This window comes from Ravibacter arvi (genome assembly GCF_039540405.1).
Classification (GTDB): Bacteria; Bacteroidota; Bacteroidia; order Cytophagales; family Spirosomataceae; genus Ravibacter; species Ravibacter arvi.
The window spans coordinates 21,853-42,965 of the sequence record NZ_BAABEY010000030.1; the positions used below are offsets into that span (position 1 = coordinate 21,853).

At 51.4% G+C, this 21,113-nt stretch carries 21 protein-coding genes; 5 read left to right on the top strand and 16 right to left on the bottom strand.

The window, feature by feature from the left end; all coding sequences use genetic code 11:
• Positions 1 to 37: 37 nt before the first annotated feature.
• The gene (locus ABD852_RS17100) at positions 38 to 514 is read right to left on the bottom strand and encodes a DUF4822 domain-containing protein (protein WP_345031117.1); all 477 of its coding nucleotides are present in this window, start codon (positions 512 to 514) and stop codon (positions 38 to 40) included.
• A gap of 167 nt (positions 515 to 681) precedes the next feature.
• Between ABD852_RS17100 and ABD852_RS17105 the strand changes: the two genes are divergently transcribed.
• Positions 682 to 1,233, top strand: coding sequence for a dihydrofolate reductase family protein (locus ABD852_RS17105; RefSeq protein WP_345031118.1), 552 nt, complete (start codon positions 682 to 684; stop codon positions 1,231 to 1,233).
• A gap of 14 nt (positions 1,234 to 1,247) precedes the next feature.
• Here the strand turns inward: ABD852_RS17105 and ABD852_RS17110 are convergent, their stop codons facing one another.
• The 15 genes from ABD852_RS17110 to ABD852_RS17180 all read right to left on the bottom strand — a co-directional run bounded on the left by ABD852_RS17110 (position 1,248) and on the right by ABD852_RS17180 (position 13,407).
• Entirely contained in the window at positions 1,248 to 1,895 is a 648-nt protein-coding gene (locus tag ABD852_RS17110; RefSeq protein ID WP_345031120.1) for a sigma-70 family RNA polymerase sigma factor, read from the bottom strand.
• A 3-nt stretch (positions 1,896 to 1,898) separates the two neighbouring features.
• The gene (locus ABD852_RS17115; protein ID WP_345031123.1) at positions 1,899 to 2,282 is read right to left on the bottom strand and encodes a hypothetical protein; all 384 of its coding nucleotides are present in this window, start codon (positions 2,280 to 2,282) and stop codon (positions 1,899 to 1,901) included.
• Between the two features lie 72 nt (positions 2,283 to 2,354).
• On the bottom strand, positions 2,355 to 3,242 hold the full coding sequence (locus ABD852_RS17120) for a helix-turn-helix domain-containing protein (protein WP_345031125.1): 888 nt from the start codon (positions 3,240 to 3,242) through the stop codon (positions 2,355 to 2,357).
• A 72-nt stretch (positions 3,243 to 3,314) separates the two neighbouring features.
• Positions 3,315 to 5,348, bottom strand: coding sequence for a TonB-dependent receptor (locus ABD852_RS17125; RefSeq protein WP_345031126.1), 2,034 nt, complete (start codon positions 5,346 to 5,348; stop codon positions 3,315 to 3,317).
• Between the two features lie 28 nt (positions 5,349 to 5,376).
• Complete coding sequence (locus ABD852_RS17130; protein ID WP_345031127.1) at positions 5,377 to 6,273, bottom strand: urea transporter; 897 nt, start codon at positions 6,271 to 6,273, stop codon at positions 5,377 to 5,379.
• Positions 6,274 to 6,352: 79 nt separating this feature from the next.
• Positions 6,353 to 7,051 carry a hypothetical protein gene (locus tag ABD852_RS17135; RefSeq protein ID WP_345031129.1) on the bottom strand — a complete coding sequence of 233 codons (699 nt, stop codon included), beginning with the start codon at positions 7,049 to 7,051 and terminating at the stop codon, positions 6,353 to 6,355.
• On the bottom strand, positions 7,048 to 7,845 hold the full coding sequence (locus ABD852_RS17140) for an urease accessory protein UreD (protein WP_345031130.1): 798 nt from the start codon (positions 7,843 to 7,845) through the stop codon (positions 7,048 to 7,050). Before ABD852_RS17140 ends, ABD852_RS17135 begins: the two co-directional genes overlap by 4 nt.
• On the bottom strand, positions 7,845 to 8,483 hold the full coding sequence (ureG, locus tag ABD852_RS17145; protein WP_345031131.1) for an urease accessory protein UreG: 639 nt from the start codon (positions 8,481 to 8,483) through the stop codon (positions 7,845 to 7,847). Before ureG ends, ABD852_RS17140 begins: the two co-directional genes overlap by 1 nt.
• Before the next feature lie 34 nt (positions 8,484 to 8,517).
• Positions 8,518 to 9,213: an urease accessory protein UreF gene (locus ABD852_RS17150; protein ID WP_345031132.1), complete on the bottom strand. Its 696-nt coding sequence runs from the start codon at positions 9,211 to 9,213 to the stop codon at positions 8,518 to 8,520.
• The gene (gene ureE, locus ABD852_RS17155) at positions 9,213 to 9,728 is read right to left on the bottom strand and encodes an urease accessory protein UreE (RefSeq protein ID WP_345031133.1); all 516 of its coding nucleotides are present in this window, start codon (positions 9,726 to 9,728) and stop codon (positions 9,213 to 9,215) included. The genes ABD852_RS17150 and ureE overlap by 1 nt, the downstream gene beginning before the upstream one ends.
• A gap of 12 nt (positions 9,729 to 9,740) precedes the next feature.
• Entirely contained in the window at positions 9,741 to 10,370 is a 630-nt protein-coding gene (locus ABD852_RS17160) for a hypothetical protein (RefSeq protein WP_345031135.1), read from the bottom strand.
• Between the two features lie 35 nt (positions 10,371 to 10,405).
• Positions 10,406 to 12,127, bottom strand: coding sequence for an urease subunit alpha (gene ureC, locus ABD852_RS17165; RefSeq protein ID WP_345031137.1), 1,722 nt, complete (start codon positions 12,125 to 12,127; stop codon positions 10,406 to 10,408).
• A 1-nt stretch (position 12,128) separates the two neighbouring features.
• Positions 12,129 to 12,500 carry an urease subunit beta gene (gene ureB, locus ABD852_RS17170; protein ID WP_345031139.1) on the bottom strand — a complete coding sequence of 124 codons (372 nt, stop codon included), beginning with the start codon at positions 12,498 to 12,500 and terminating at the stop codon, positions 12,129 to 12,131.
• 18 nt (positions 12,501 to 12,518) lie between these two features.
• Positions 12,519 to 12,821 (bottom strand): urease subunit gamma, encoded by a 303-nt coding sequence (ureA, locus tag ABD852_RS17175; RefSeq protein ID WP_345031140.1) that lies wholly within the window; start codon positions 12,819 to 12,821, stop codon positions 12,519 to 12,521.
• 187 nt (positions 12,822 to 13,008) lie between these two features.
• Positions 13,009 to 13,407: a hypothetical protein gene (locus ABD852_RS17180; protein ID WP_345031142.1), complete on the bottom strand. Its 399-nt coding sequence runs from the start codon at positions 13,405 to 13,407 to the stop codon at positions 13,009 to 13,011.
• Between the two features lie 795 nt (positions 13,408 to 14,202).
• On the opposite strand from ABD852_RS17180, the gene ABD852_RS17185 reads away from it, so the two are divergent.
• The 4 genes from ABD852_RS17185 (at position 14,203) to ABD852_RS17200 (ending at position 21,104) form a co-directional block, all read left to right on the top strand.
• Complete coding sequence (locus tag ABD852_RS17185; protein ID WP_345031143.1) at positions 14,203 to 17,460, top strand: SusC/RagA family TonB-linked outer membrane protein; 3,258 nt, start codon at positions 14,203 to 14,205, stop codon at positions 17,458 to 17,460.
• 86 nt (positions 17,461 to 17,546) lie between these two features.
• Positions 17,547 to 19,055 carry a RagB/SusD family nutrient uptake outer membrane protein gene (locus tag ABD852_RS17190; RefSeq protein WP_345031145.1) on the top strand — a complete coding sequence of 503 codons (1,509 nt, stop codon included), beginning with the start codon at positions 17,547 to 17,549 and terminating at the stop codon, positions 19,053 to 19,055.
• Between the two features lie 436 nt (positions 19,056 to 19,491).
• Positions 19,492 to 19,884 carry a response regulator transcription factor gene (locus tag ABD852_RS17195; RefSeq protein ID WP_345031148.1) on the top strand — a complete coding sequence of 131 codons (393 nt, stop codon included), beginning with the start codon at positions 19,492 to 19,494 and terminating at the stop codon, positions 19,882 to 19,884.
• Positions 19,885 to 19,892: 8 nt separating this feature from the next.
• Positions 19,893 to 21,104 carry a sugar transferase gene (locus tag ABD852_RS17200; RefSeq protein WP_345031149.1) on the top strand — a complete coding sequence of 404 codons (1,212 nt, stop codon included), beginning with the start codon at positions 19,893 to 19,895 and terminating at the stop codon, positions 21,102 to 21,104.
• The last annotated feature ends 9 nt before the right edge of the window (positions 21,105 to 21,113 follow it).

The following is a 21,113-nucleotide window of genomic DNA, read 5'->3' on the forward strand; positions in this document are numbered from 1 at the left end:
ATATACAGGGATACGGTTTCGTGCCCGGAAGCGACCGTTATTTCGGTTCTTCGTGGGTGGTAGGCGTGTGCACGATGTCGAAATAGATTGATTTGTCGTCGTTGTTCGGATAAATCCTGTAAGTAAATTCATCCTTTGTAAGTACGGTGATGTCCACAACCCGGGTAAATAAAGTTGCACCGGCGGCGTCTTTTGCTACGATCGTGCGCGTTTTTCCGTCGGCCGAAACGGTCCAGTCGCCGTGCATTTTGGGAGAATCGTCGAGGTTGTACATCGTGAAGGTACCATCCGTCTTGAAATAGGCAAAGCCGACAAAATTGGCCACGTTGACGTCCGTAAGCACTACGTTTTCTCCTTTGTTGTTTTTTGCATTTGTAGTTTTCCAGGCAACACTGGCGAGTACTTCACTGGGCGTCAGTGCTTTTTGCGGCTCGTCGTCTTTGTTACAACCGGCCAGCATGGCCAGGCCAAGAACTGCAGCGAAACTCAATACAATCTTCTTGAAATGATTCATATCTCATAAAATTTATTACGCTGCAAAAGTACCTGCGCCCAATGTCAAAGACTTTGCGGTTATTATGTCGATGCTTGAAAGATTTATAACAGTCGCTGCAGTCCGGGGAAATCCAATCTTTTATCTTTGAAAAGAAAATGGATGAGTTAAACGCAAAAGCTATTTAAATGCGAAACGTTGTCTACGGAATTAACCTCACTGCGGATGGTTGCTGCGACCATACCAAAGGCAATGGCACTGAAGATGTTCATGAATACTTCACCAACCTCTTCAAGGACGCCGACCTGGTTGTTTACGGCCGAAAGACGTACGAATTAATGGTTCCTTATTGGCCGGAACGGGCAAAAAGCCTGTCTGAATCGGTTTCGGAGAATGAATTTGCCAAAGCATTCGATGCCATTGACAAAGTCGTGTTTTCCACTACTTTAGTAGCTGCAGGGGAGAAAACAACCATTTTTAGGGGAAACCTGGCGGAGGAAATGACAAAACTGAAGCGGCTGCCGGGTAAAAAAATTTCAGTAGGTGGTGTAAATCTCCCGTCCCAACTGATCGCGCTGGGGCTCGTGGATGAATTTCATTTTGTGATCCATCCGACATTTGCGGGCGAAGGAAGGCGTTTGATGGACGATACGAAGTTCCTGAAGCAACCTGAGTTAAAACTAGTGGAGTCAAAAGTACTCGTATCCGGGGCAATAGCCCTTCACTATGTTAAACAGTAAGTGCGAGAAGAGTTTTATAGCTCGCTGATTTTTCTCTTTACCCTTTCAACCATTTCATCGCAATAAATCAGGTTGAACTCAAACAAGTCTACCGCCGAGTAGGTTTTTTCGATTTCGTTTCGGAGCATTGACTTCGCCCGGTTAAGCCGCACTTTCACATTAGATTCGGAGATGTTCAGCAGGCCGGCAGTTTCCGAGACGTTCAACCCGTTGATTTCCCGCAGCGAAAACACCATTCGGTAATCGAGTGGAATTCCGGCGAGGGCTCTTTCGAGGATATTTCCCAATTCCCGGTTTTGAATGATCCGATCCGTATCATTGCCCGGAAGGGTGAACATTGGTTTTGAGTTTTCTTTCACGTCCTGTACGATCTCATTTTTAAAACCGGGCTTTTCTTTACCCCTGTAGCAATTGTTGAGCATGATGCGGATGATCCAGGTCTTGAACCCGGACCGGCCTTCAAATGCGGCCAGGTTCCTGTATGCATCAATAAAAGTATCCTGCATCAGGTCCAGTGTGTCCTCATGGGTGTAATGGTAGGACCGCCCTACCTTATACAGAAAGGGGTTAAACCGCCTTACAATGAGCTCGTAAAGCGATTTTTCTCCTGCCAGAATGCGTTTGATTATTTCCGTTTCGTTAAAGTCTTCCGTCCGGGTCATGATTTATGAAACAATCCTGGATATTTTAGCCATTGAGAAGGCCGAAATGGCCATGACAAGGTCGCGTACCGCCACGTCGATGTAAATGAAGCCCAGTAACAGCGTCAGCGCAATGGAGGTAAGCCATGCCGCCACGATGTACCCGCCAATTTCGGCATTTTTCAGAACAACAATACCCGCAATGATTTCAATTACACCGACTATCATCATAAATGTAGCGGCCGGAAATGGCAGCAACGATGCGATGGCGGGGTTGAGGTACTGGTCCCAGTGGGTGAGCAGATTGGTGAATTTGTCAGCTCCCGCCACGATAGGAACGATCACAAAGGTAAATTTCAGTAGATTGAAAACCCGGTTCAATGCCTGCTGCGAACTTCTCTCTTCCATTTTCTTCTCGGTTAGATGGTTATACCTAATTGGAGTAGACGGGAAATGGAAAGGTTACAAAATCTTTCCGGGTCAGGATAGTTTTTTGCGGTAAAGTGAAGGTGGGATGCCGGTTATTTTCTTGAATAACCTGGTGAAATGTGACACCGATTGGAAGTTGAGCTCGAATGCAATGGTCGAAATGTCCTTCGCCGCATTCTGGAGGAGCACCTGGCTATGCAGCACCGTCGTTTCGTTTACCCATTGTTTAGGTGCTTTACCAGTCGTTTCCTTTATGCATTTGCATAGGTAGTTTTCAGAAATAGCCAGTTCATCGGCATAAAACTGAACTTCTTTGTGTGCCTGGTGATGGACCTGTACCAGCTCCTTGAAACGATAGGTAATTTGCGACTTTCGCGAGACCAGTACCGTTTTGGAATGCAGGTTGTCAAGGTACCCCAGCGTATTTAATATCGCCTGGAAAGCCATGCAGGCAATTTCTATGTCGCTGTTTTTTACCCTTCTCAACTCCTCTTCAAGGAGGTTGAAAAGCTTTAGCAACCAGGCGTAATAATCGCCTTCCAGCGAAAGCTGCGGCGAGGTCGGGTTAAAAAAGGCAGGTGTGATTTTGAGCGGTACGTGATCGAGTATGGTGTTCTCGCATGCCAGGAAAAAGCCTTCCGCATCTTCTGAAATTTCGAGCGTTGCCGTAATACTTCCCTGCTTGATAAGGAGGATAGATCCGGCGTCCAGCCTGAAGCGCGACACACCGAGCTGCTGACGGATATATCCCCTGGTTACGAGCAACATGAAGTTGAAGGTTGTTTTGTAAGGCAAAACCGGGATTACGATATTCCGCAGGTAGTTTTCAATCCGGTAGAGCTGGAGCTCCATGTCATTGAACAGTACCTCTTTCGACAGCCCCGGAAGAAAGAGCTTCTTGTAGTCGAAATTGGAAATGATTTTAACGGGTGTGCTCATATCCGGTTATTGATGCTATACAAAAATAAGACTTCCGGCTAAATTCGGTTTGTCTTTATTATGGAGTTTATTTCAGAATTTCAGGCTGAAGGCAAGCTTGGCAAACAGGGGTGTGCCCGGGGTAAAAGTAAGCTGTTCAAACCCTGTCGGGCGTTCACCTTTCAGCCGCGTGGTCTCGGCAAACATGGCCTCGTTCCAGACTACGTCAAACAAGTTCTGTACCTGCACATTTACGGCCCACGACCTGCGTTCATACCCTATCAGCAGGTCATTGACCAGGTAGCCGTCGGCGACAATACTGTTATCGTCCCTGGCCGGCCGGTCGTGCATATAGCGGTACCGGAAATTGGCGCTAAGACCGTTAGGGAGCTGGACGGAAATCCCGCCGGTACTGGTAAATACCGGCGCCAGTTCCAGGTAGTTTTGTCCCCGGGGAGCGTCTGCGAGTCTCGGATGGGCATAGTTGGCATCCAAATCGAGGTACAGCCAGTCAACAGGCTGGTAGCGCGCGGTAAGGTCAGCCCCATAGCGGCGTGTTCTGCCGGCTTCCGAAACGCCGTAGCTGTCGCCGTTCCATACGAATTCGTTCTCCATAAACGAATACCAGAGCGCCGGCTGTAGCAGCAGTCGCTCAAACGGCTGCCAGGCCAGCCCGAGGTCAGTGCCGTAGGAAGCTGGCAATACCTGTTTTCCGTGCCGGATTACGGCATCGCGGACGTCATTGGAATGGAACCCTTTCCCGGCTTTCAGAAACAGGCGCAGGTTGCGCCCGGGATCAAAATAGAATGCCAGCTTTGGGCTGACTCGCATGGTTTCGGCGCCTTGCTGCCCTTTGGCGGGTTCGAGGCGGTCGTAGTAGCCGAATGCAAACCAGTCGGCCCTTATGCCTGAACTGACGGTCCACCGTTTCATTTTCCAGTCTACGGAGGTAAAGGCGTTGAGGTTGGCTTCGGTAGCCGCTCCCGACGCCAGTTGTTCGGTTACTTCTTCCCGGTGTGCAACGTAGCTCAATCCCAGGTCATGGATGTCGTCATACCTGAACCCTGCCCCCGATTTCCAGGTGACATTGTTCCCGGTACTGCCGAAGTAGCGTGTATAGGTATGGTCCATGCCGTATACATCGCGGTCATCGGTTTGCCTGATGGCGTCGCCCGTGTCGGGGTGTTCCAGGAAAAAGGTGAAATTGGAATAGAGGGTAAATTTATATTTTGAGTAATAGAAGTTGCTGTTCAGCGAGGCGCCGTGGCCTAATTCGCGGGCATAGTTAACCACCAGGTTGGTCCTTGTCGTGTTGCCGCCCTCGGTAGAGTCGATTGAGCCGAAACGCCCTATCATGCCTTCGCTGACAGCCCTTTCCGGGATTTGCCCGGAAGCATTCCAGCCGGATGAAAAGGTGGACGCCTGTACGTTGACGTAGGAGTGAGCATCCAGTCTCTGGTTGTATTTAGCGAACAGGTTCAGCCGGTTGAAGCGCTGTTTGACGTCAAACGGGCCATTGGTGAAATGATATTCCGAGGCCAGGTAGGCATTTTTATCCCGTGCTTCGTCGTGGAGCAGGCTGAAGATTCCCACCATGCGCAGGGTAGTAAAATTGCCGCCTTCCAGTTTCAGCAGGTTATGATCTACCGAGCGACGGGTGTGGAAATCCACGAAACCGGCTGTATTGAAATCCCCTTTGTCGGCATAGTAGCTTCCCTTCCCGAAGTCTATGTTCCCGATTGTTTCCGGTATCAGGAAATGAAGGTCGGAATACCCCTGTCCATGCGCGTGTGACACCATATTGACGGGCATGCCGTCGGCCGAGATCCGGATGTCGGTCCCGTGGTCGTTGTCATAGCCACGCAGGAAAATCTGCTCGGCTTTCCCGCCGCCGGCATGTTGTGCGATAAATAGTCCCGGGACCTTGCGGAGAATGTCCTGTGAGGTGTTAACCGGAATTTTGCCGAGGTCGACGCGGATGATCTGCCCTTCGGCATTTTGTCCGGCCACCACCACGTCTTTCAGGTGGATTACCGTGACCGTGTCGCTTCGGCCAGGTTCACTTTGCGCCGGTACGGCGGGAAAATGGATAGAAATCAGCAGACCTGCAAGTGTGGTTATTTTCATTACAATCGGATTCGTCGGGAGGAAGTCATCAGGATTTCCACACGCTGTTCAATAGTTTTTTGAGGGGAAGGGTTAGCCAGGTTCCCAGCACAAACGGGAAAGTAAGCACGCCGCCGGCCTTCGTCAGCAGGGCGGAATCGGATTTCAGCATGTAGATGTCGACCAGGGTGGCCAGTACTACAGCAATCAGTACGAGAAGGCCGTCCCTGCGCCTGGTACCGGAAAAGGTAATGGCGCACAATACGGCATTGAAGCTGAAAAGGCCCATGCGGATCTGCACAACCGGCTCCGCGAACTGGGCAGAAATCGCGGCTGCGATGATCGATCCCGCCAGCCCGTAAAGTGCGGCAACCGGGTTGCTCAGGAACACTGCGATAAAAAACAGAATCCCGGCAAAAAAGCTTCCCTGGAAAATTACTTCGCCGAAACCGTTGGTTGACGTTGTGAAATCGCTTGAGTCAGACAGGTCCACGGGGACGGCCAGGGCGGTTGAGGGGGGGATTGAAGTGTATTGGTGAACGATCAGCACGATGATCCAGGTGATGAGAATGAAGGGGAACGTGAAAGCGGGAATTTTTCGTTCGATGAAAAAATGCTGCAGCAGTGCGGCTGCAACCGCTCCCACGACTACCAGTATCCAGATCAGCCAGTTGGCTTCAAACATAAACGTAAGCGCCACACCAACCAGGGCAGGGCTGAAGCCGTAGAGGCCGGATTCTATCTCCCGCTGGTCAAAATGGAGCAGCCGCGCCGTTATGGTCCCGGCAACGGTGGCTGCGAGTGCCCCAATCCCCATGTCGACGTCACCGTAAAAAATCCCGACGAGAAACAACAAGCCCGTCCATTGGTTTTCCTGCAACATGATCTGCCCGATACCCTTGAGCAGGGCAGGCACATATTCGAATTTTTGGTCTAATTTTTTCATTTGAGTTGTGAGGTTTGAGGCGTGAGCCCGCCCGGCTGATTTCCGATTTCCGACTTCCGACTTCCGATTTCCACCCCTTCTACCAATCCAGGAAAGTCATCCCGATGCCGCAGAGCGTCACGACGGCTCCGCCAATGGCGTGCATGTAGCGCTCCAGCCTGGCGGTATTCAGTGAGTTGATACCATAGAGGCCGATCATCACCATTGAGAGCATGGTCACGACGGTGCTGACAGTGAAAACCGAAATGAGTACTACGATTTCAATGGTCGATCGGCGGGCGCCCGAATAGAAAAGCAGGGGTACCAGGGGTTCGCTCGGTCCCATTACAAAAATTGCAAACAGCACCCACGGCGTTACTTTTACCCGGTTTTCGGGCATGACCAGCTCGCCGTGACGATGCTCGTACACATATACATCCTCACCCATTACATCGAAATGCTTGTGAGGCCGGTTGAGGTAAACGTGCCTGAGCCCGTACAGCAGGTAAATAATCCCGAATACCAGCAGGGCCCAGCCGGCGGTATTTCCCCGCAAGCCCTGGAAGAGCTCTATTTTGTCGAGCTGCCAGCCCAGGTATACCCCCACCAGTCCCAGCAGGACAGAACTCAGGACATGGCCCAGACCACACACGATCACCAGGAAGACGGTGTAAAGGCGGCTCCATTTTCTTGACCTGGCAAGCACTATAAAAGGCAGGTAATGGTCGGGTCCGGTAGCGGTGTGCACAAAACTGATGACGATGGCAGTGAGGGCCAATGCAAAAAGGGTTGCGGTCATAAGTGGCTGTTTTTTGTTTCCCAAATCAGGTTTTTTGCCTCTTCGAAGCAGCGGTACAATTGCTCTCCGCCGCCCCCGAGCACGCGGAGCACGAAGCCGGGGTGACGGGTTTTCGATATACCGTATACGATATCTTCCTCCGTGCCCAGCTTTTCATGCAGGTTTTCGATGAGCGGTTCGACCGTTTCACCGGCCTTTGCCAGGTAAACCAGCGTCCCCTGGTGCGTATGTCCTTCAAGCAGCCCGATGCCCGAAAGGGGCATAAGCGAGGGTACCAGCATTACGTTATCTTTCAAAAGCAGGCGCCCTTCGTGGTTATGTACTTCCACCAGGTTTTGAAAATGGGCATATTCAAATACCTCGCCGGAAAGTCTTCTGCCACAGGTAATGATTTCGCCAACGAGGAAAGATGCTTCGGGGTGGAGTACGACGCTGGTTTTGCTGACGAATGTCGAGTTTTTGTGTGGGACGACGGGGTAGGGGATAAAGGAAAAATCCGATCCCCGTGCCAGCGTGACTACCATTTGCTGTGTGGCCCGGCCGTTCATGTGATAGATGCGCTGGTAAGATTGCGCCTCAAGCTGCAGCCGGGCGTCTTCTTCCAGGCTGATCCGGATATCGTAGTGGTCCCCGTCGAGAATTCCCGGGGAGACGCTCATCAGCATCAGGTGCAGCGCATTATCGGTCGCATACTGCCCTACCGAAACTACTCTGAAAGGTTTGCCGGCATATACGTCCCTCGCATACGACCGGCCCTCCCGGCAGCTTACCGTCAGATCGAGTTTACATTCCATTATCTCAGCAACAGGGGTTCCTCTACGTCTTCGAGCAGCGCATATTTTTTGATCCAGCCGACCACACTGTCGAGGCCTTCCAGGCTCATGAGGTTCGAGAATACGAAAGGTTGTCCTTTCCGCATCCGGCGGGCGTCGTTTTCCATTATTTCGAGGCTGGCTCCGACATAGGGTGCCAGGTCTATTTTGTTGATCAGCAACAGATCCGAACGGGTAATACCCGGTCCGCCTTTCCGCGGAATCTTCTCGCCTTCGGCCACATCAATGACAAAAATCGTAACATCGGCCAAGTCGGGACTGAAAGTTGCCGAAAGGTTGTCTCCGCCGCTTTCGATTAGGATCAGCTCCACATCCGGGAAGCGCCGTACCAACTCGTCGACCGCCTCAAGATTCATGCTGGCATCCTCGCGGATGGCCGTATGGGGACATCCGCCTGTTTCGACGCCGATGATGCGCTCGCGAGGCAGCAGGCTGTTTTTTGCCATGAATTCGGCGTCTTCCTTGGTATAAATATCATTGGTAATGACCGCCAGGTTATAGTCGTTCAGCATGCGGCGCGATAACCGCTCGAGCAGGGCCGTCTTCCCGGATCCTACAGGACCTGCTACTCCTATTTTTACATAACTTCTGTCTTTCATTTGAATATTGTTTTAGTGGTTTTTGATTGCCCCCTCAAGACATATAGAGCCGCGAGTAAAGGCGCTCGTGCTGCATGCAGCGGATATCGAAGGCGATATTGCAAATGCCCCGGAGCGCGGGATCGAGCACAATGGTTTCGGCGGTAAGCTGCCGCAGCAGGGGCTGCAGATCGAACATAATGTCCTGCCCGTCGAGCTGTCCCAGCGGTACGAGTTTTACTCCGTTGGTAATCATACCCACCGACGCGTTGTAGTAAAAAGCGAACAATGTGTCATAGAGCGGGATGCCGAGCTGTTGCGCATACATGCCGAACATTATACAGTAATGGCCTTCTACTTCCTGCCCGATACCGGCGGCAAAGGCCCCGATTATACCGGACTGTACTTTACGCGAGAATATTTTATGCAGCCGCACCCCGAGTTTCTGGCTGGCCTCCCTGATTTCCCGTGCGCACTTCAGCGCCGAGCATTCCTGGTCCAGCAGGGTCAGAAGTTTCTGATCGCCTGCAGCAGCAGCCTCATAAGCCAGCCGCATAAAAATTCCGTCGTTGTACTTGAGGTTATAGCTGAGCATATGCCTTGTGAACATCGAAACCGAGGCGGAATCTTTTACTATACCCTCCTGGACGTAGGTTTCCAATCCATTAGAGTGTGTATACCCGCCGATCGGCAACGTAGGGTCGGACAGGTGAAGCAGGCTCCCCAGGAAAAAGACGCTTTCTTCCCGCATTACGATTCCTGTTTTGATCCCGCCAGGTTCATGATCCGGGTAAATAGCGAGGGGCCGCTGTTCCCGTGTGAATGTGGCTCTACGTTCGATTTTAATAGGTTTTTCAGCTGTCTCTCCCCCTTTTCAGGTCTGTAGCCTGCGGCTTCCAGCCAACGGAACATCGGGGCCTCAAAGGGCATCAGCACCTCTTGATCCTGGATAAAAAGCGGAAGGTGCTTGTTCCCGATTTCATAGCAGACTGTACCCATTTCCAGCATGGAAAGCGGCCGCAGCACTATGGCATCGCACGGCTTTACGTATACCACCACTATTTTATTCCCGTCGTGGTACAGCACATCATCCTGGCGGAGCCGCTGACCCTCGCGCAGGAGCCTGATGGCGATTTCCATGCCGCTATTGGTTTTTTTTCGCTGGATCCGCCGGGTGGTTTCATACCATTCCAGTTCGAGCAGATCGGTTTCGGTTCCCGGATCGGAAAAGTCCGTCCGGGAGCCGATTACTTCTTCTATTATCATTGCCTGGAGTTCCTATTTAGCATGTTTTCGGAAAGTGAAGTTTTTGGAGATACCGGTTCCGAAGGTGGCTCCGCTCAACCCCGCCACGTAGTTGTTGACGGTGCCTTGCCCTTTTGCCTTGGTGGAAAGCAGTGAAAGCTCGCCGAATTTGAACTTGAGCGCCCACCCTTTTCCCAGCAGGATCCCGAGCATGGGATAGGCCCTGAGCCGGTAACCGGTATAGGGGGTAAGCGCTGCAGCTCCGGCCGGAGATTTTCCCCAAACATAATGCGCGTCTACCTGCGCGATCAGCAAAAAGTGCTCACCGATAGTCATGGACGGGCTATACCAGAGGCCCAGCTCCTGGTGCCGGAGGGCCAGGTTGCCGTCTGCGTCTTTATTACGGGCAAATGCAGCATTGATCCCGATCAGGCTGTTGTTGTTAAAAAAATAACCGATCCCGATCGGGATGCCCGCATTGGGGCTTGTGCTGAAGCTGCTGCTCTTGTCATGAGGAGCGCTCGTCTTCGAATAATCGAGTGAGCCGTAAATCATCAACTGCCCCTTGGGGCCGTCGCCGGGAGCTTCCTGCGCTGCTGCCGCCCCTGCGGACAGGCACAGCAGCAACGCAGCTAAAACCGGTTTGGCTTTAATTAAACACATACACCAAAAATTTTGTGGTTGAAATTCACCAGGTTTTAAAAGAGGTAGTACCGTTGTGCAAGCGGAAGCTCGGTCGCCGGTTCGCACGTGATATGTTCCCCGTCGACGGTCACCTTGTAATTTTCCGGGTTTACCTCGATCACCGGTGTCTTGTCATTGTGGATCAGGCTTTGTTTTGAAATATTGCGACAGCCCTCAACCGGAAGTACTATTTTTTCAAGCCCGTATTCCGTCACGATGCCTTTGTCGATGGAGGCTGCCGAAACAAAAGTGGCGCAGGTTTTAAACCGTGCTTTCCCGAGAGCGGCAAACATATTCCGGTAGATAATGGGTTGCGGCGTGGGAATGGAAGCGTTCGCGTCGCCCATTTTGCTGGCAATGATCATGCCGCCTTTAACGATCATTTCGGGCTTTACTCCGAAAAGTGCGGGTTTCCACAAAACAAGATCGGCTATCTTGCCTTTTTCGACTGACCCTACATACCTCGAGATTCCGTGGGCGATGGCCGGGTTGATGGTGTATTTGGCGACATACCTTTTGGCCCGGAAATTGTCGTTTTCAGCCTCTTTTTCCTCCGGTAAATGGCCGCGCTGCCTGCGCATTTTGCTGGCGGTCTGCCAGGTGCGGGTAATTACTTCACCAACGCGTCCCATCGCCTGTGAGTCGGAACTCATGATCGCGAACACACCCATATCCTGGAGGATGTCTTCGGCGGCAATCGTTTCCGGCCTGATCCTTGAATCGGCAAATTTCACGTCTTCCGGGATATCTTTGCTCAGGTGATGGCAGACCATAAGCATGTCAAGGTGCTCGTCAATGGTATTGACCGTATAGGGACGGGTGGGATTGGTAGAGGCCGGCAACACATTTTTGTACATGGCCGCCTTGATGATGTCAGGGGCATGACCGCCGCCGGCGCCTTCTGTATGGAAGGTGTGGATCACCCGGCCATCGATAGCTGCCATGGTGTCTTCGAGAAAGCCCGCTTCATTCAGGGTGTCGGTATGAATGGCGACCTGCACATCGTACTGGTCGGCAACTTTGAGCGATGCATCGATTACGGCGGGTGTGGCTCCCCAGTCCTCGTGGATTTTCAGGCCCAGCGCGCCGGCTTCAATTTGTTCGGCCAGCGGTCCGGTTGAAGAGCAATTCCCTTTTCCGAAAAAGCCGATGTTCATGGGGAGGTCTTCGGCGGCTTCCAGCATCTTCTGGATATTCCATTTACCCGGAGTGACCGTGGTTGCGTTTGTACCGTCCGCAGGCCCTGTCCCGCCTCCGATCATGGTGGTTACGCCACTGTAAAGGGCAGTTTCAACTTGCTGCGGACAGATAAAGTGGATGTGGGTGTCGATTCCCCCGGCGGTCACAATATAGCCGTTTCCACCATGAACTTCGGTGGCTGCGCCGATAATCATATCCGGGTCAATGTCATCCATGATGTCGGGGTTACCGGCGCGGCCGATCCCTACAATTTTGCCGTCCTTGATACCGATATCGGCTTTTACAATCCCCCAGTGGTCGATGACGATCACGCCGGTGATGCAAAGGTCCAGCACGCCGTGATCGCGCAAGGCGGTGGTATTCTGGCCCATCCCGTCGCGGATCGTTTTACCGCCTCCGAATTTTACTTCGTCGCCGGGTTTGGCGAAATCTTTCTCGATTTCGACGATCAGATCGGTGTCGCCGAGCCGGATTTTATCTCCTGCGGTAGGTCCGAGGATGTTGGCGTATCTGTTTCTGTTTATTTTAAGACTCATCTCATTTGGCGTTTTTAAAGTTGCGTACTTCCGCTTTGTGCAGGGCTGTTTCCCGGTTGCCGGTCACGTCGGTCGAGCCGTCGACCAGGTTATTGAATCCCAATGTCCTGCGTGCTCCGCCGAATGCTACCAGCTCGACTTCTTTTTCTTCGCCCGGCTCAAAGCGGACGGCGGTGCTGGAGACGATATTGAGGCGTTTACCGAAGGCCAGTGCACGGTTGAACTGCATCATTTTGTTGACCTCGAAAAAGTGAAAATGAGAGCCTACCTGTACCGGCCGGTCACCGGTGTTGACGACTTTTAATTTTACGGTTTCACGACCCTCGTTGCAGATAATTTCACCTGCTTTTACAAAAATTTCACCTGGTATCATGGTTTCGGTGTTAAAAAGTTATCGGATAGGGTCGTGTACAGTTACCAGTTTTGTGCCGTCGGGAAAGGTGGCTTCTACCTGGATGTCATGGATCATTTCGGGGATTCCCTCCATGACATCTTCTCTTTTCAGGCAATTGGCGCCTGATTGCATGAGTTCGGCAACGGTACGGCCGTCGCGGGCGCCTTCCAGCACGTGGCTGCTGATCAGGGCAATTGCTTCGGGGTAATTGAGTTTCAGGCCCCGGTCCCGGCGTTTCTGTGCCAGCTCCCCCGCAAGGTGCAGCATCAGTTTCTCCATTTCTCTGGGAGTTAAATGCATCGTCAATAGAGATTAATTGTGAAAGGAAAATGACAAACCTGTCTGTCCGCGTGATTTCGGGCACGAATGGTCCTCCTGCGGTTTATTTCACGCAAAAAGAAGGGCACGCGACGTTTCAACGCATAGCATATACGTATGCTGCGGACAGAATGAGTTTAAAAAAACTGCAGTAAAAAATAAGGACGGTTCAAGCCAGTGCGTGGGGGACACGAATGGATCGGAACAGGATGTAGAAGGGTACAGGGGGGCTATGCGGCGCCTGTGAACGGCCGCCGATTTCTGAATGCGCTGCCGAGGTGGCGGCCAGGAATTGCTCAGGGGAAAAAGCTACCGGAACCGAAGGTTCCTGCAGGGATTGTTTCTTCAGTACCTGGACCTGTTCGGTTTCTCCTACGATCGCAAATTCCAGGAGGCTGAGCGGTTCTTTCCGCTTGTCAGCGTCGTTGAGTTCAGTATGGCAGTCGGCGAGTTGCGAAAGATGTATATGGCTTTGTTCCGCAGCAAAACCCACCTGGTTTCCTTTTGCCAGCCAGTAGCAAAAGGTCAGCAGGAAAAACATCAGGGCGCGTGCAGCGGGTGTGCTCATACAGGTAGAAGATCGGTTCCGGGCCTACTTTCGGGAGGCCTCCGGGAACGGTCAAAATTACCATTACGCTTTTTTGCCTGTTTTCAAAAAACATGACTATTGTTTCAAAAAACTTGCATGGGAGGGACATCTGCCACGTCAAAAGAGGGTAAGACGCTGTCGGGTAATTGATGTAAATGTCCTGTCTATGAACAAAAACGCAAGTGGTAAAAAAGAAAATGTTCAATTGACAGCTGCTATATGCGCCCGATTTGACAGTCGTATTGTCGGGGGGCGGATTTTATAGCCAAGGTGCTGTTCAGTAGGCCGAAGATTAGCTTCGGCGCAGAATTCCGGTGTAGAATCCTCCCCTGAAAAGTAGATTATTAATTTTTTTAATAATCAGGTACTATTTAATTATAAAATAAAATTTTCCCATTAAATTGGCATAAGAACAATTTCATCTTTATTAACCGACAATGGTACTATGAATAAAATAACTTGCTTTTGTCCTATTTATATCAAAGAGACACACGCCAGATACAATGCCTGTTCCCGCTAATACCTGAAATTTAATCACTATTCAACTACCGAATGTCTATGAAAGATACAACGACGCTTCCCGACTTAACCTGCCCTTACGATCGTTTGCCCCGGCCACGCTAATTAACCCGGCCGCACCCCTTTTTTGAAATCCGGTTTCATAGCCGTTCTGTACCCTGCGCGCTAAAGCGGATGCGGAGGATTTTCCTGTGCATCCGGTCGCCGGACTGTTTTTCTTTTGCTCACCCATTACACCATTGTAAATATCAGAACATGCGACCTAAATTATCCGTAAACAAATGGCTGACAGCCGGGCTGATTGTGATGACGCAGTCCTCATTAATCGCGAATTCCCGTCCTGTCTCTCTTTCACTTATCCCCGAAAGTGGTAAGACAGAGAGCGTTGAATTAAAGTTGGAGCCCCGTTTTGCCGGCAAAAAGACCGGTAGTCGTCTATTGACCGGCATCGGGAAGACGGCCGACAGAACCGTCACCGGTAAAATACACAGTGAAACCGGAGAAGCCCTGCCCGGGGTAAACATATTGCTGAAAGGTACAGTGCGTGGTACCGTCACCGATGTAGACGGTAATTTCAAGTTTGACATACCTGATGCCCAGCTTGAAGGCGCGGTGTTAGTGTTCAGCTATGTGGGGTATAAAACCCAGGAAGTGACGCTCGGGAACCAGACCAGCATTACGCTTAACCTGGTGCCGGACCAGAATGCGCTCGGGGAAGTGGTCGTGGTCGGTTACGGAACTGTCAGGAAGTCGGATCTGACCGGTGCTGTCGGAACTGTAAAAGCCGATGCGCTGCAGGAGCGCCCCGCCTCTTCCCTCAGCCAGGGGCTGTCGGGACGGCTCTCAGGGGTCAATGTGTCGTCCAATTCGGGGAGACCGGGCGGCAGGACTACCATCCGGATCAGGGGAATAAGTTCGTTGAGCGTGTCCAATGACCCGCTTTATGTGATCGATGGCGTTATTATCAGCACTCCCGTCGAGAACGCCGGAACCGGCAGAAGCGGGATGGTCAATGGCAGCAGCCCGATTGACTTTCTCAACCCGAATGATATCGCTTCTATAGAAGTGCTGAAAGATGCTTCCTCAACGGCTATTTACGGGGCCCGCGGCGCCAATGGTGTCATCATAGTGACGACCAAACGCGGTACGTCGGGCGCCGGAAGGGTTACCTACGATTCCGATTTCAGCCTCGGAGTCTTGCCGCGCAAGCTCGAGCTGCTCAACTCAAAGGAGTTTCTGGCAACGGAGGATCTTGCCTTCCAGAATGCCCGGAAGTTCGATCCGGACGCCTTCGATGCGCAGGGCAACAGCACCAAATATAAAGACCCGAAACTAAAAAGAAACAACCCGCTTCTGTTTGACGCGCAGGGCAACCCCCTATATGATACCGATTGGCAGGACGAGACTTTTAAACCTGCCTTTACGCAAAACCATCAGCTCGGGTTTACAGGTGGTACCGAAAAAGGGACTTTCGGCGCATTCATGAACTATCGCAACGAGGACGGGCTCGCAGCCGGCTCCTGGCAAAAAAGATTTGCGGGCCGCTTTGTGTTTGATACCCAGATCAAGAGCTGGCTGAAAGTGGGCGGCACGCTGGGCTATACCGACCAGAACGAAAAGATGATCGACATACTGGGCGGCGGCGGTATCACCATGATGCGCCAGGTAATTGAAGCGTTGCCGATTATCCCGGTTAAATATCCTGACGGTACCTGGGCCAGCAACCGTGACTACCCGGAAATGGAAGGGGGCGATAGCCCGCTCCGCGTATCGGCTGACGTACGGAATTTGCTGAAAACACAAACGGTGCTGGGAAATATGTACGCAGCCATCCGGTTGGGCGAGGGCCTGGAGTTGAGATCTACGCTGGGGACCAATATTATCAACCAGAGAAACGATTACTTCGCCCCCAGGGGGATGAAATATATTTCAGACAATGGCGATGCCTATGTAGATAACAACCGGTTTAACTCGTGGCAATTTGAGAATTACCTCACATACAGCAAGGAATTTGGGAGCATCCACCACATCAATGCGATGGCCGGCTTGTCCTGGCAGCACATGGATCAATTCAGGAACAGGGCCAGGACACAAGGCTTTACGGATTCATTTTTCGAGTACAACAACCTCGAAGTAGGGTCGAGCCCGCAAGCGCCTACTTCCTATTCGCTGGCTTATGGATTGAACTCGTATTTCGGCCGCCTGAACTACACCCTGATGAACAAATACCTGGTCACTTTTACGGGACGGGTTGACGGCTCATCCAAATTCGGGGGGAACAACCAGTATGCCTTTTTCCCGTCGGCGGCAGTTGCCTGGCGGATTAACGAAGAGAACTTTATGAGCGGTATCCCGGCTATTTCCAACCTGAAACTCAGAGCCAGCTACGGGGCAACAGGTAATTCGGAAATCCCTGCATACCGCGCGTTGGCAGGAATGGGTAACTATACGGTGATTTTCGGCGGTAGCCGCAACACCGGCATCGGTACCGGCCGGATCGCCAATCCTGACCTGGCCTGGGAGAGAACGGAGCAGGTCGATTTCGGAGTAGAGCTGGGTTTGTTTTCCAACCGGGTTAATTTCGAGTTGGATCTGTATAGGAGAAAAGTGAAGGACATGCTGCTGGATGCGCCACTGCCTTATACAAGCGGATATTCCAGCATATTTTCGAACGTCGGCAGCATGCAGAATACAGGGGTTGAATTTGCTTTGAATACCACGAATATTCAAACCGACAACTTCTCCTGGGGGACCATGTTCAATATTTCTGTCAATAAAAACGAAGTGCTTGCTTTGGCCAACGCCAACAGCGAAATACTCAGGGGCAACGGCATTATTAAAGTAGGAGAGCCCGTGGGATCTTTCTTCGGAAGGGTAACCCTGGGAACGTGGGGATCCGACGAAGCGGAAGAAGCCAGGAAATACGGCAGGGAAACCGGCGATATTAAATTCAAAGACCTGAATGGTGACGGTACGATCAACGATCTTGACCGGACCATTATCGGCCGTGGTGTTCCCAAGGGATTCGGTACATTCCTGAACACCTTCCAGTATAAATCCCTTTCCCTGACGGTGGACCTGCAGTTTATGTACGGTAACGACGTGCTGAACCGGAGTATTCACTCGGCCGAAGACCGCCAGGGTCAGGCCAACAGCTACCGGACCGTGCTGAATGCCTGGACGGAGAGCAATCAAAATACCGAAATTGCGCAGATTCGCCCGTTAATTGCCGGCTACGACACCTTCAATGATACCCATAAGGTAACCGACGGTTCTTTTATACGGGGGCGCAACCTGTTGCTGGCTTATACTTTCCCTTCGGAGCTTACTTCGCGGCTGAAGCTTGACCGCCTGAGGGTGTACGGATCGGTACAGAACTTTTTCCTGGCAACTAAGTACAAGGGATATGATCCGGAAGTTTCCAACTCCGGCGATTTCCTGGAGCAGGGTGTAGCCCTGTACGACTATCCGCGGCCAAGGGTATTTATGGTGGGCCTGAACGTCGGATTTTAACGAATTGCGATGAGGTATGAGGGGTCAGCCGTAAGCGGGCTTCGCACCACACAGCTCACACCTCACCACTCAAACCTAATACACAGATGAACCAGATCATGAAAAAATACAGGCTTTTGATCGTCGCTTTCGGCGCGTTGTTGATAACGGGGTGTTCGGACTTTCTGAATGAGTCTGATCCGAGTAACTTTACCGAAGGTACTTACTTTACCCGCCCCGAGCATGCCAGGGCATCGGTAAATGCCATTTATGCGCCGCTGCGCGAGATCACGGCCAGCGGTTTCGGGGGCGGTCCGTGGGTGATGACTGAATTTGCAACCGGGCAGGCCGGAACTGATCTCGGGCAGGCGGCCAGCAGCTATTTCGTCAAGGACCTGGTCAATACGGCCGAGAATTCATACGGCACCAGTTATTGGCAGCAGTATTACAAGGGGATCGGGAATGCTAATCTCTCCATAGCGAAAATACCGGGTATCCAGATGGATGCCGCAGAATCCAGGAAGCTTCTCGGTGAGGCGTATTTTCTCAGAGCATGGTACTACTTCACGCTCGTACAGCTCTTCGGGAATATCCCCCTGATTACAGAACCCGTAAAACTGGATTCGGACCAGCTCAGACCGTCCCAGGCCAAACCGGAGGACGTATATGCGCTGATCGTGGACGATTTGAAAAAAGCAGAGGAGGCCGGTCTTCCCTGGACCGACGTTTCGGGAAAGGTAAGCCTGGGAGCGGTGAAGTCGCTTCTGGCCAAGGTTTACCTTACTATGGCCGGTTATCCGCTGCAAAAAGGGGCGGCCTACTATGATCTGGCGGCCAAAAAAGCGGAAGAGGTGGTTGATTCACAGCAATTTAAATTGTTTTCCAGCTACTATGACCTGCATGATCCTGCGAAAAAGAATATAGAGGAGAATATTTTTATGGTACAGTTCAAAACCCAGATTATTCCCGGCAACTGGCAGGAGCTGATCATCCCGTACAACAAGGGTATCTCCGCCTATTCGGCTGAAACGGGCGGTATTTATGCGACCAATGAATTCGTGAAGTCTTATGACGCAGCAGATCTCCGGGCGCAGGAAGGACAGTTTTTCTTTACCAAATTTACACACGAAGCCGACCGTAAAAAGGAGGTGGACCTGGGTGGCTATTTCGTCTATAAGCTCTTCGATGTAGCAGCCCAGACTTCGACGGCCAACAGCGATCTGAACTGGTCGCTTATCCGCTATGCCGATATATTGCTTGTTTTTGCCGAGGCGTCAAATGAAGTTGCCGGGCCGACTGCCAAAGCCTATAGTGCGGTAAACGCGATCCGGAAGAGGGCTAAATTGCCGGACCTGACCGGATTGTCAAAAGACCAGCTGCGTGAGGCGATATGGAAGGAGCGTTGGCACGAGCTGTGCTTTGAAAATATTACCTGGTTTGACATGGCCCGGCTGCGTAAGGCATTTGACCTTACCACGAAACGGTTTAACGAGTTTGTCGGTCATAAATTTACCTATGGAAACAACCTTGTTTTGAAAGAAAGGGAGCTGTTGTTCCCGATTCCCGCCTATGAATTAAAAAATAATTCCAACCTGGAGCGGACTCCCGGTTACTAAGAGGTATCCCGGGACGCTTGCGCAAAGTTTGGCCGTTTTTTTTGCAGCTTCGTCATTTGCTTTTGCAGATGACGGGGCTGCAAATTTATTGTTCTAATGATGGCACGCTTTGGTTATAGAATTCTATCGTGCGAGAGGCGGAAAATTTTGTAACTGATTTTGCGAAAATGCTACATTTTGTTTCGAATTTTTTAAGATTAATAATCGATCTTATTCGGAGCAATGCGTGTTTCCCCTCTATGCTCCGCTACATAATTTTTCGTCTTTTCTGCTTTTTACTTTGGAATATACAGTCAACTGAATATATTTTTGCCTGTGTCATAACCGGGAATGGCGGGGAGCGCCCGCAGGTACCCCGAGGGGGACCGGCTGTCCCCGGTTATTTTCAATTGTCAACGTTATAGAAAATTGATTCTCCGGGATCTGGATTGTAATCATGTGTTCAGCACGCGCTAAAAAGAATCTCCTGATCATGGACGATGAGCAGGGTATTCAGAAAATACTGGAGCACTTTCTGAAGAATGAGTTCGAGGTGGTTATCAAGGACGATGGATTGGCGGGAATGCAGTGGCTGGAAGAGGGTAATGTCGCAGACCTGATCATTGCTGATCTGAATATGCCGAACCTGGATGGGAAAGAGTTCCTGAAACAGCTCCGGGCAGGTAATATGTACTCGGATATCCCGGTGATTATTTTGTCTGGTTCGGACGACAGCAAGGAAAAAATTCAATGCCTGAATGCAGGAGCGGACGATTTTATGATCAAGCCTTTTAATCCCATGGAGGTGTTGGCAAAAATCAATGCCATATTCAGAAGGACACAACGCTGACCGGAACTATGGAAGAGGTCAATACAGTGGCGGTAGTTTCTCCCGGTGCACCTTCTCCCAAGGGATCGGGAATCGTTTTCCTGTATCATGACTATGAACAGTGTCTGCTGGTGGCAGAAAAACTGGATAAGTCGCTTGAAATCAGCTACTGCTACAATATGCAGGAAGCTATGGAAGTTATCTGGGCCGGGGGCAATACCGATGTAGTCCTGGCTGATGAACGAAACGGTGGCTGGGATCTGCTGGTTCAGCTGCGTCAAAGCACCCATTTCAAAAATATCCCGTTCATCATCCTGGCCGCTGAGCTTACTCCCGATTCTGTCAGGCGAGCGCGGGAGCTGAAGGCAAACGATATTTTCCAGGTAGACATAAGCAAGGGAGATCTTGGACTCCGGGTTAATTTTTTAGCCGGGCAGAAGAGACGGCTGGCCGGCAGCGTCGCCCGGAAACTGGGGCACCTGCACTTTAAAACTCCTTTCTGGAAGCGGGCGCTCGACCTTATCGTGGTGGGAACAGCCATGATCGGGCTTATACCGGTTTACCTGCTCGTCGGGATTGTCATTCGGGTTGACTCACGGGGCCCTGTATTCTATAAATCGAGGCGGGTAGGCAGCGGGTACCGTATTTTTGATCTCTATAAATTCCGGACGATGCGCGTGGATGCCGACAAGCTGATCAAAGACATGAGCGCGTTCAACACTTACAGTAAAAAGAACGGCGACTCAGACAATAATGACCAGGCCTCCCTTTGTGCCGACTGCAAGGCGCTCGGGCTGTCGCAGTGCGAGCAAATGCTGTTTCTCGACGGCAGGCAGATTTGCGAAAGGGTGTACCACCGGCAAAAGGAGAATGAAGTAGCGTTTATGAAGTTCCAGAATGACCCGCGCATCACCAGGGTGGGAACCTTCCTGAGAAATACCAGCCTGGACGAGCTGCCACAGTTTATCAATATTATAAAAGGTGATATGTCGCTGGTAGGCAATCGCCCGCTGCCGCTCTATGAAGCCGAAAAGCTGACCACCGACGACAAGATTATACGCTTTGCCGGGCCCGCAGGCCTGACCGGGTTGTGGCAGGTAACCAAACGGGGAAAAAGCGACATGTCGGAGGAGGAACGAATCCGGTTAGACGTCGAATACGCCAGGAATTTCTCTTTCCGGATGGATCTGAGGATCATACTCAAAACATTTCCGGCTTTATTTCAATCCGAGAACGTATGAGAAAAATAC

What these genes read in the sequence shown, in the direction of transcription:
- ABD852_RS17100 (WP_345031117.1), bottom strand. Translation starts at nt 514, where the DNA reads ATGAATCATTTCAAGAAGATTGTATTGAGTTTCGCTGCAGTTCTTGGC.
- ABD852_RS17105 (WP_345031118.1), top strand. Translation starts at nt 682, where the DNA reads ATGCGAAACGTTGTCTACGGAATTAACCTCACTGCGGATGGTTGCTGC.
- ABD852_RS17110 (WP_345031120.1), bottom strand. Translation starts at nt 1,895, where the DNA reads ATGACCCGGACGGAAGACTTTAACGAAACGGAAATAATCAAACGCATT.
- ABD852_RS17115 (WP_345031123.1), bottom strand. Translation starts at nt 2,282, where the DNA reads ATGGAAGAGAGAAGTTCGCAGCAGGCATTGAACCGGGTTTTCAATCTA.
- ABD852_RS17120 (WP_345031125.1), bottom strand. Translation starts at nt 3,242, where the DNA reads ATGAGCACACCCGTTAAAATCATTTCCAATTTCGACTACAAGAAGCTC.
- ABD852_RS17125 (WP_345031126.1), bottom strand. Translation starts at nt 5,348, where the DNA reads ATGAAAATAACCACACTTGCAGGTCTGCTGATTTCTATCCATTTTCCC.
- ABD852_RS17130 (WP_345031127.1), bottom strand. Translation starts at nt 6,273, where the DNA reads ATGAAAAAATTAGACCAAAAATTCGAATATGTGCCTGCCCTGCTCAAG.
- ABD852_RS17135 (WP_345031129.1), bottom strand. Translation starts at nt 7,051, where the DNA reads ATGACCGCAACCCTTTTTGCATTGGCCCTCACTGCCATCGTCATCAGT.
- ABD852_RS17140 (WP_345031130.1), bottom strand. Translation starts at nt 7,845, where the DNA reads ATGGAATGTAAACTCGATCTGACGGTAAGCTGCCGGGAGGGCCGGTCG.
- ureG (WP_345031131.1), bottom strand. Translation starts at nt 8,483, where the DNA reads ATGAAAGACAGAAGTTATGTAAAAATAGGAGTAGCAGGTCCTGTAGGA.
- ABD852_RS17150 (WP_345031132.1), bottom strand. Translation starts at nt 9,213, where the DNA reads ATGCGGGAAGAAAGCGTCTTTTTCCTGGGGAGCCTGCTTCACCTGTCC.
- ureE (WP_345031133.1), bottom strand. Translation starts at nt 9,728, where the DNA reads ATGATAATAGAAGAAGTAATCGGCTCCCGGACGGACTTTTCCGATCCG.
- ABD852_RS17160 (WP_345031135.1), bottom strand. Translation starts at nt 10,370, where the DNA reads ATGTGTTTAATTAAAGCCAAACCGGTTTTAGCTGCGTTGCTGCTGTGC.
- ureC (WP_345031137.1), bottom strand. Translation starts at nt 12,127, where the DNA reads ATGAGTCTTAAAATAAACAGAAACAGATACGCCAACATCCTCGGACCT.
- ureB (WP_345031139.1), bottom strand. Translation starts at nt 12,500, where the DNA reads ATGATACCAGGTGAAATTTTTGTAAAAGCAGGTGAAATTATCTGCAAC.
- ureA (WP_345031140.1), bottom strand. Translation starts at nt 12,821, where the DNA reads ATGCATTTAACTCCCAGAGAAATGGAGAAACTGATGCTGCACCTTGCG.
- ABD852_RS17180 (WP_345031142.1), bottom strand. Translation starts at nt 13,407, where the DNA reads ATGAGCACACCCGCTGCACGCGCCCTGATGTTTTTCCTGCTGACCTTT.
- ABD852_RS17185 (WP_345031143.1), top strand. Translation starts at nt 14,203, where the DNA reads ATGCGACCTAAATTATCCGTAAACAAATGGCTGACAGCCGGGCTGATT.
- ABD852_RS17190 (WP_345031145.1), top strand. Translation starts at nt 17,547, where the DNA reads ATGAACCAGATCATGAAAAAATACAGGCTTTTGATCGTCGCTTTCGGC.
- ABD852_RS17195 (WP_345031148.1), top strand. Translation starts at nt 19,492, where the DNA reads ATGTGTTCAGCACGCGCTAAAAAGAATCTCCTGATCATGGACGATGAG.
- ABD852_RS17200 (WP_345031149.1), top strand. Translation starts at nt 19,893, where the DNA reads ATGGAAGAGGTCAATACAGTGGCGGTAGTTTCTCCCGGTGCACCTTCT.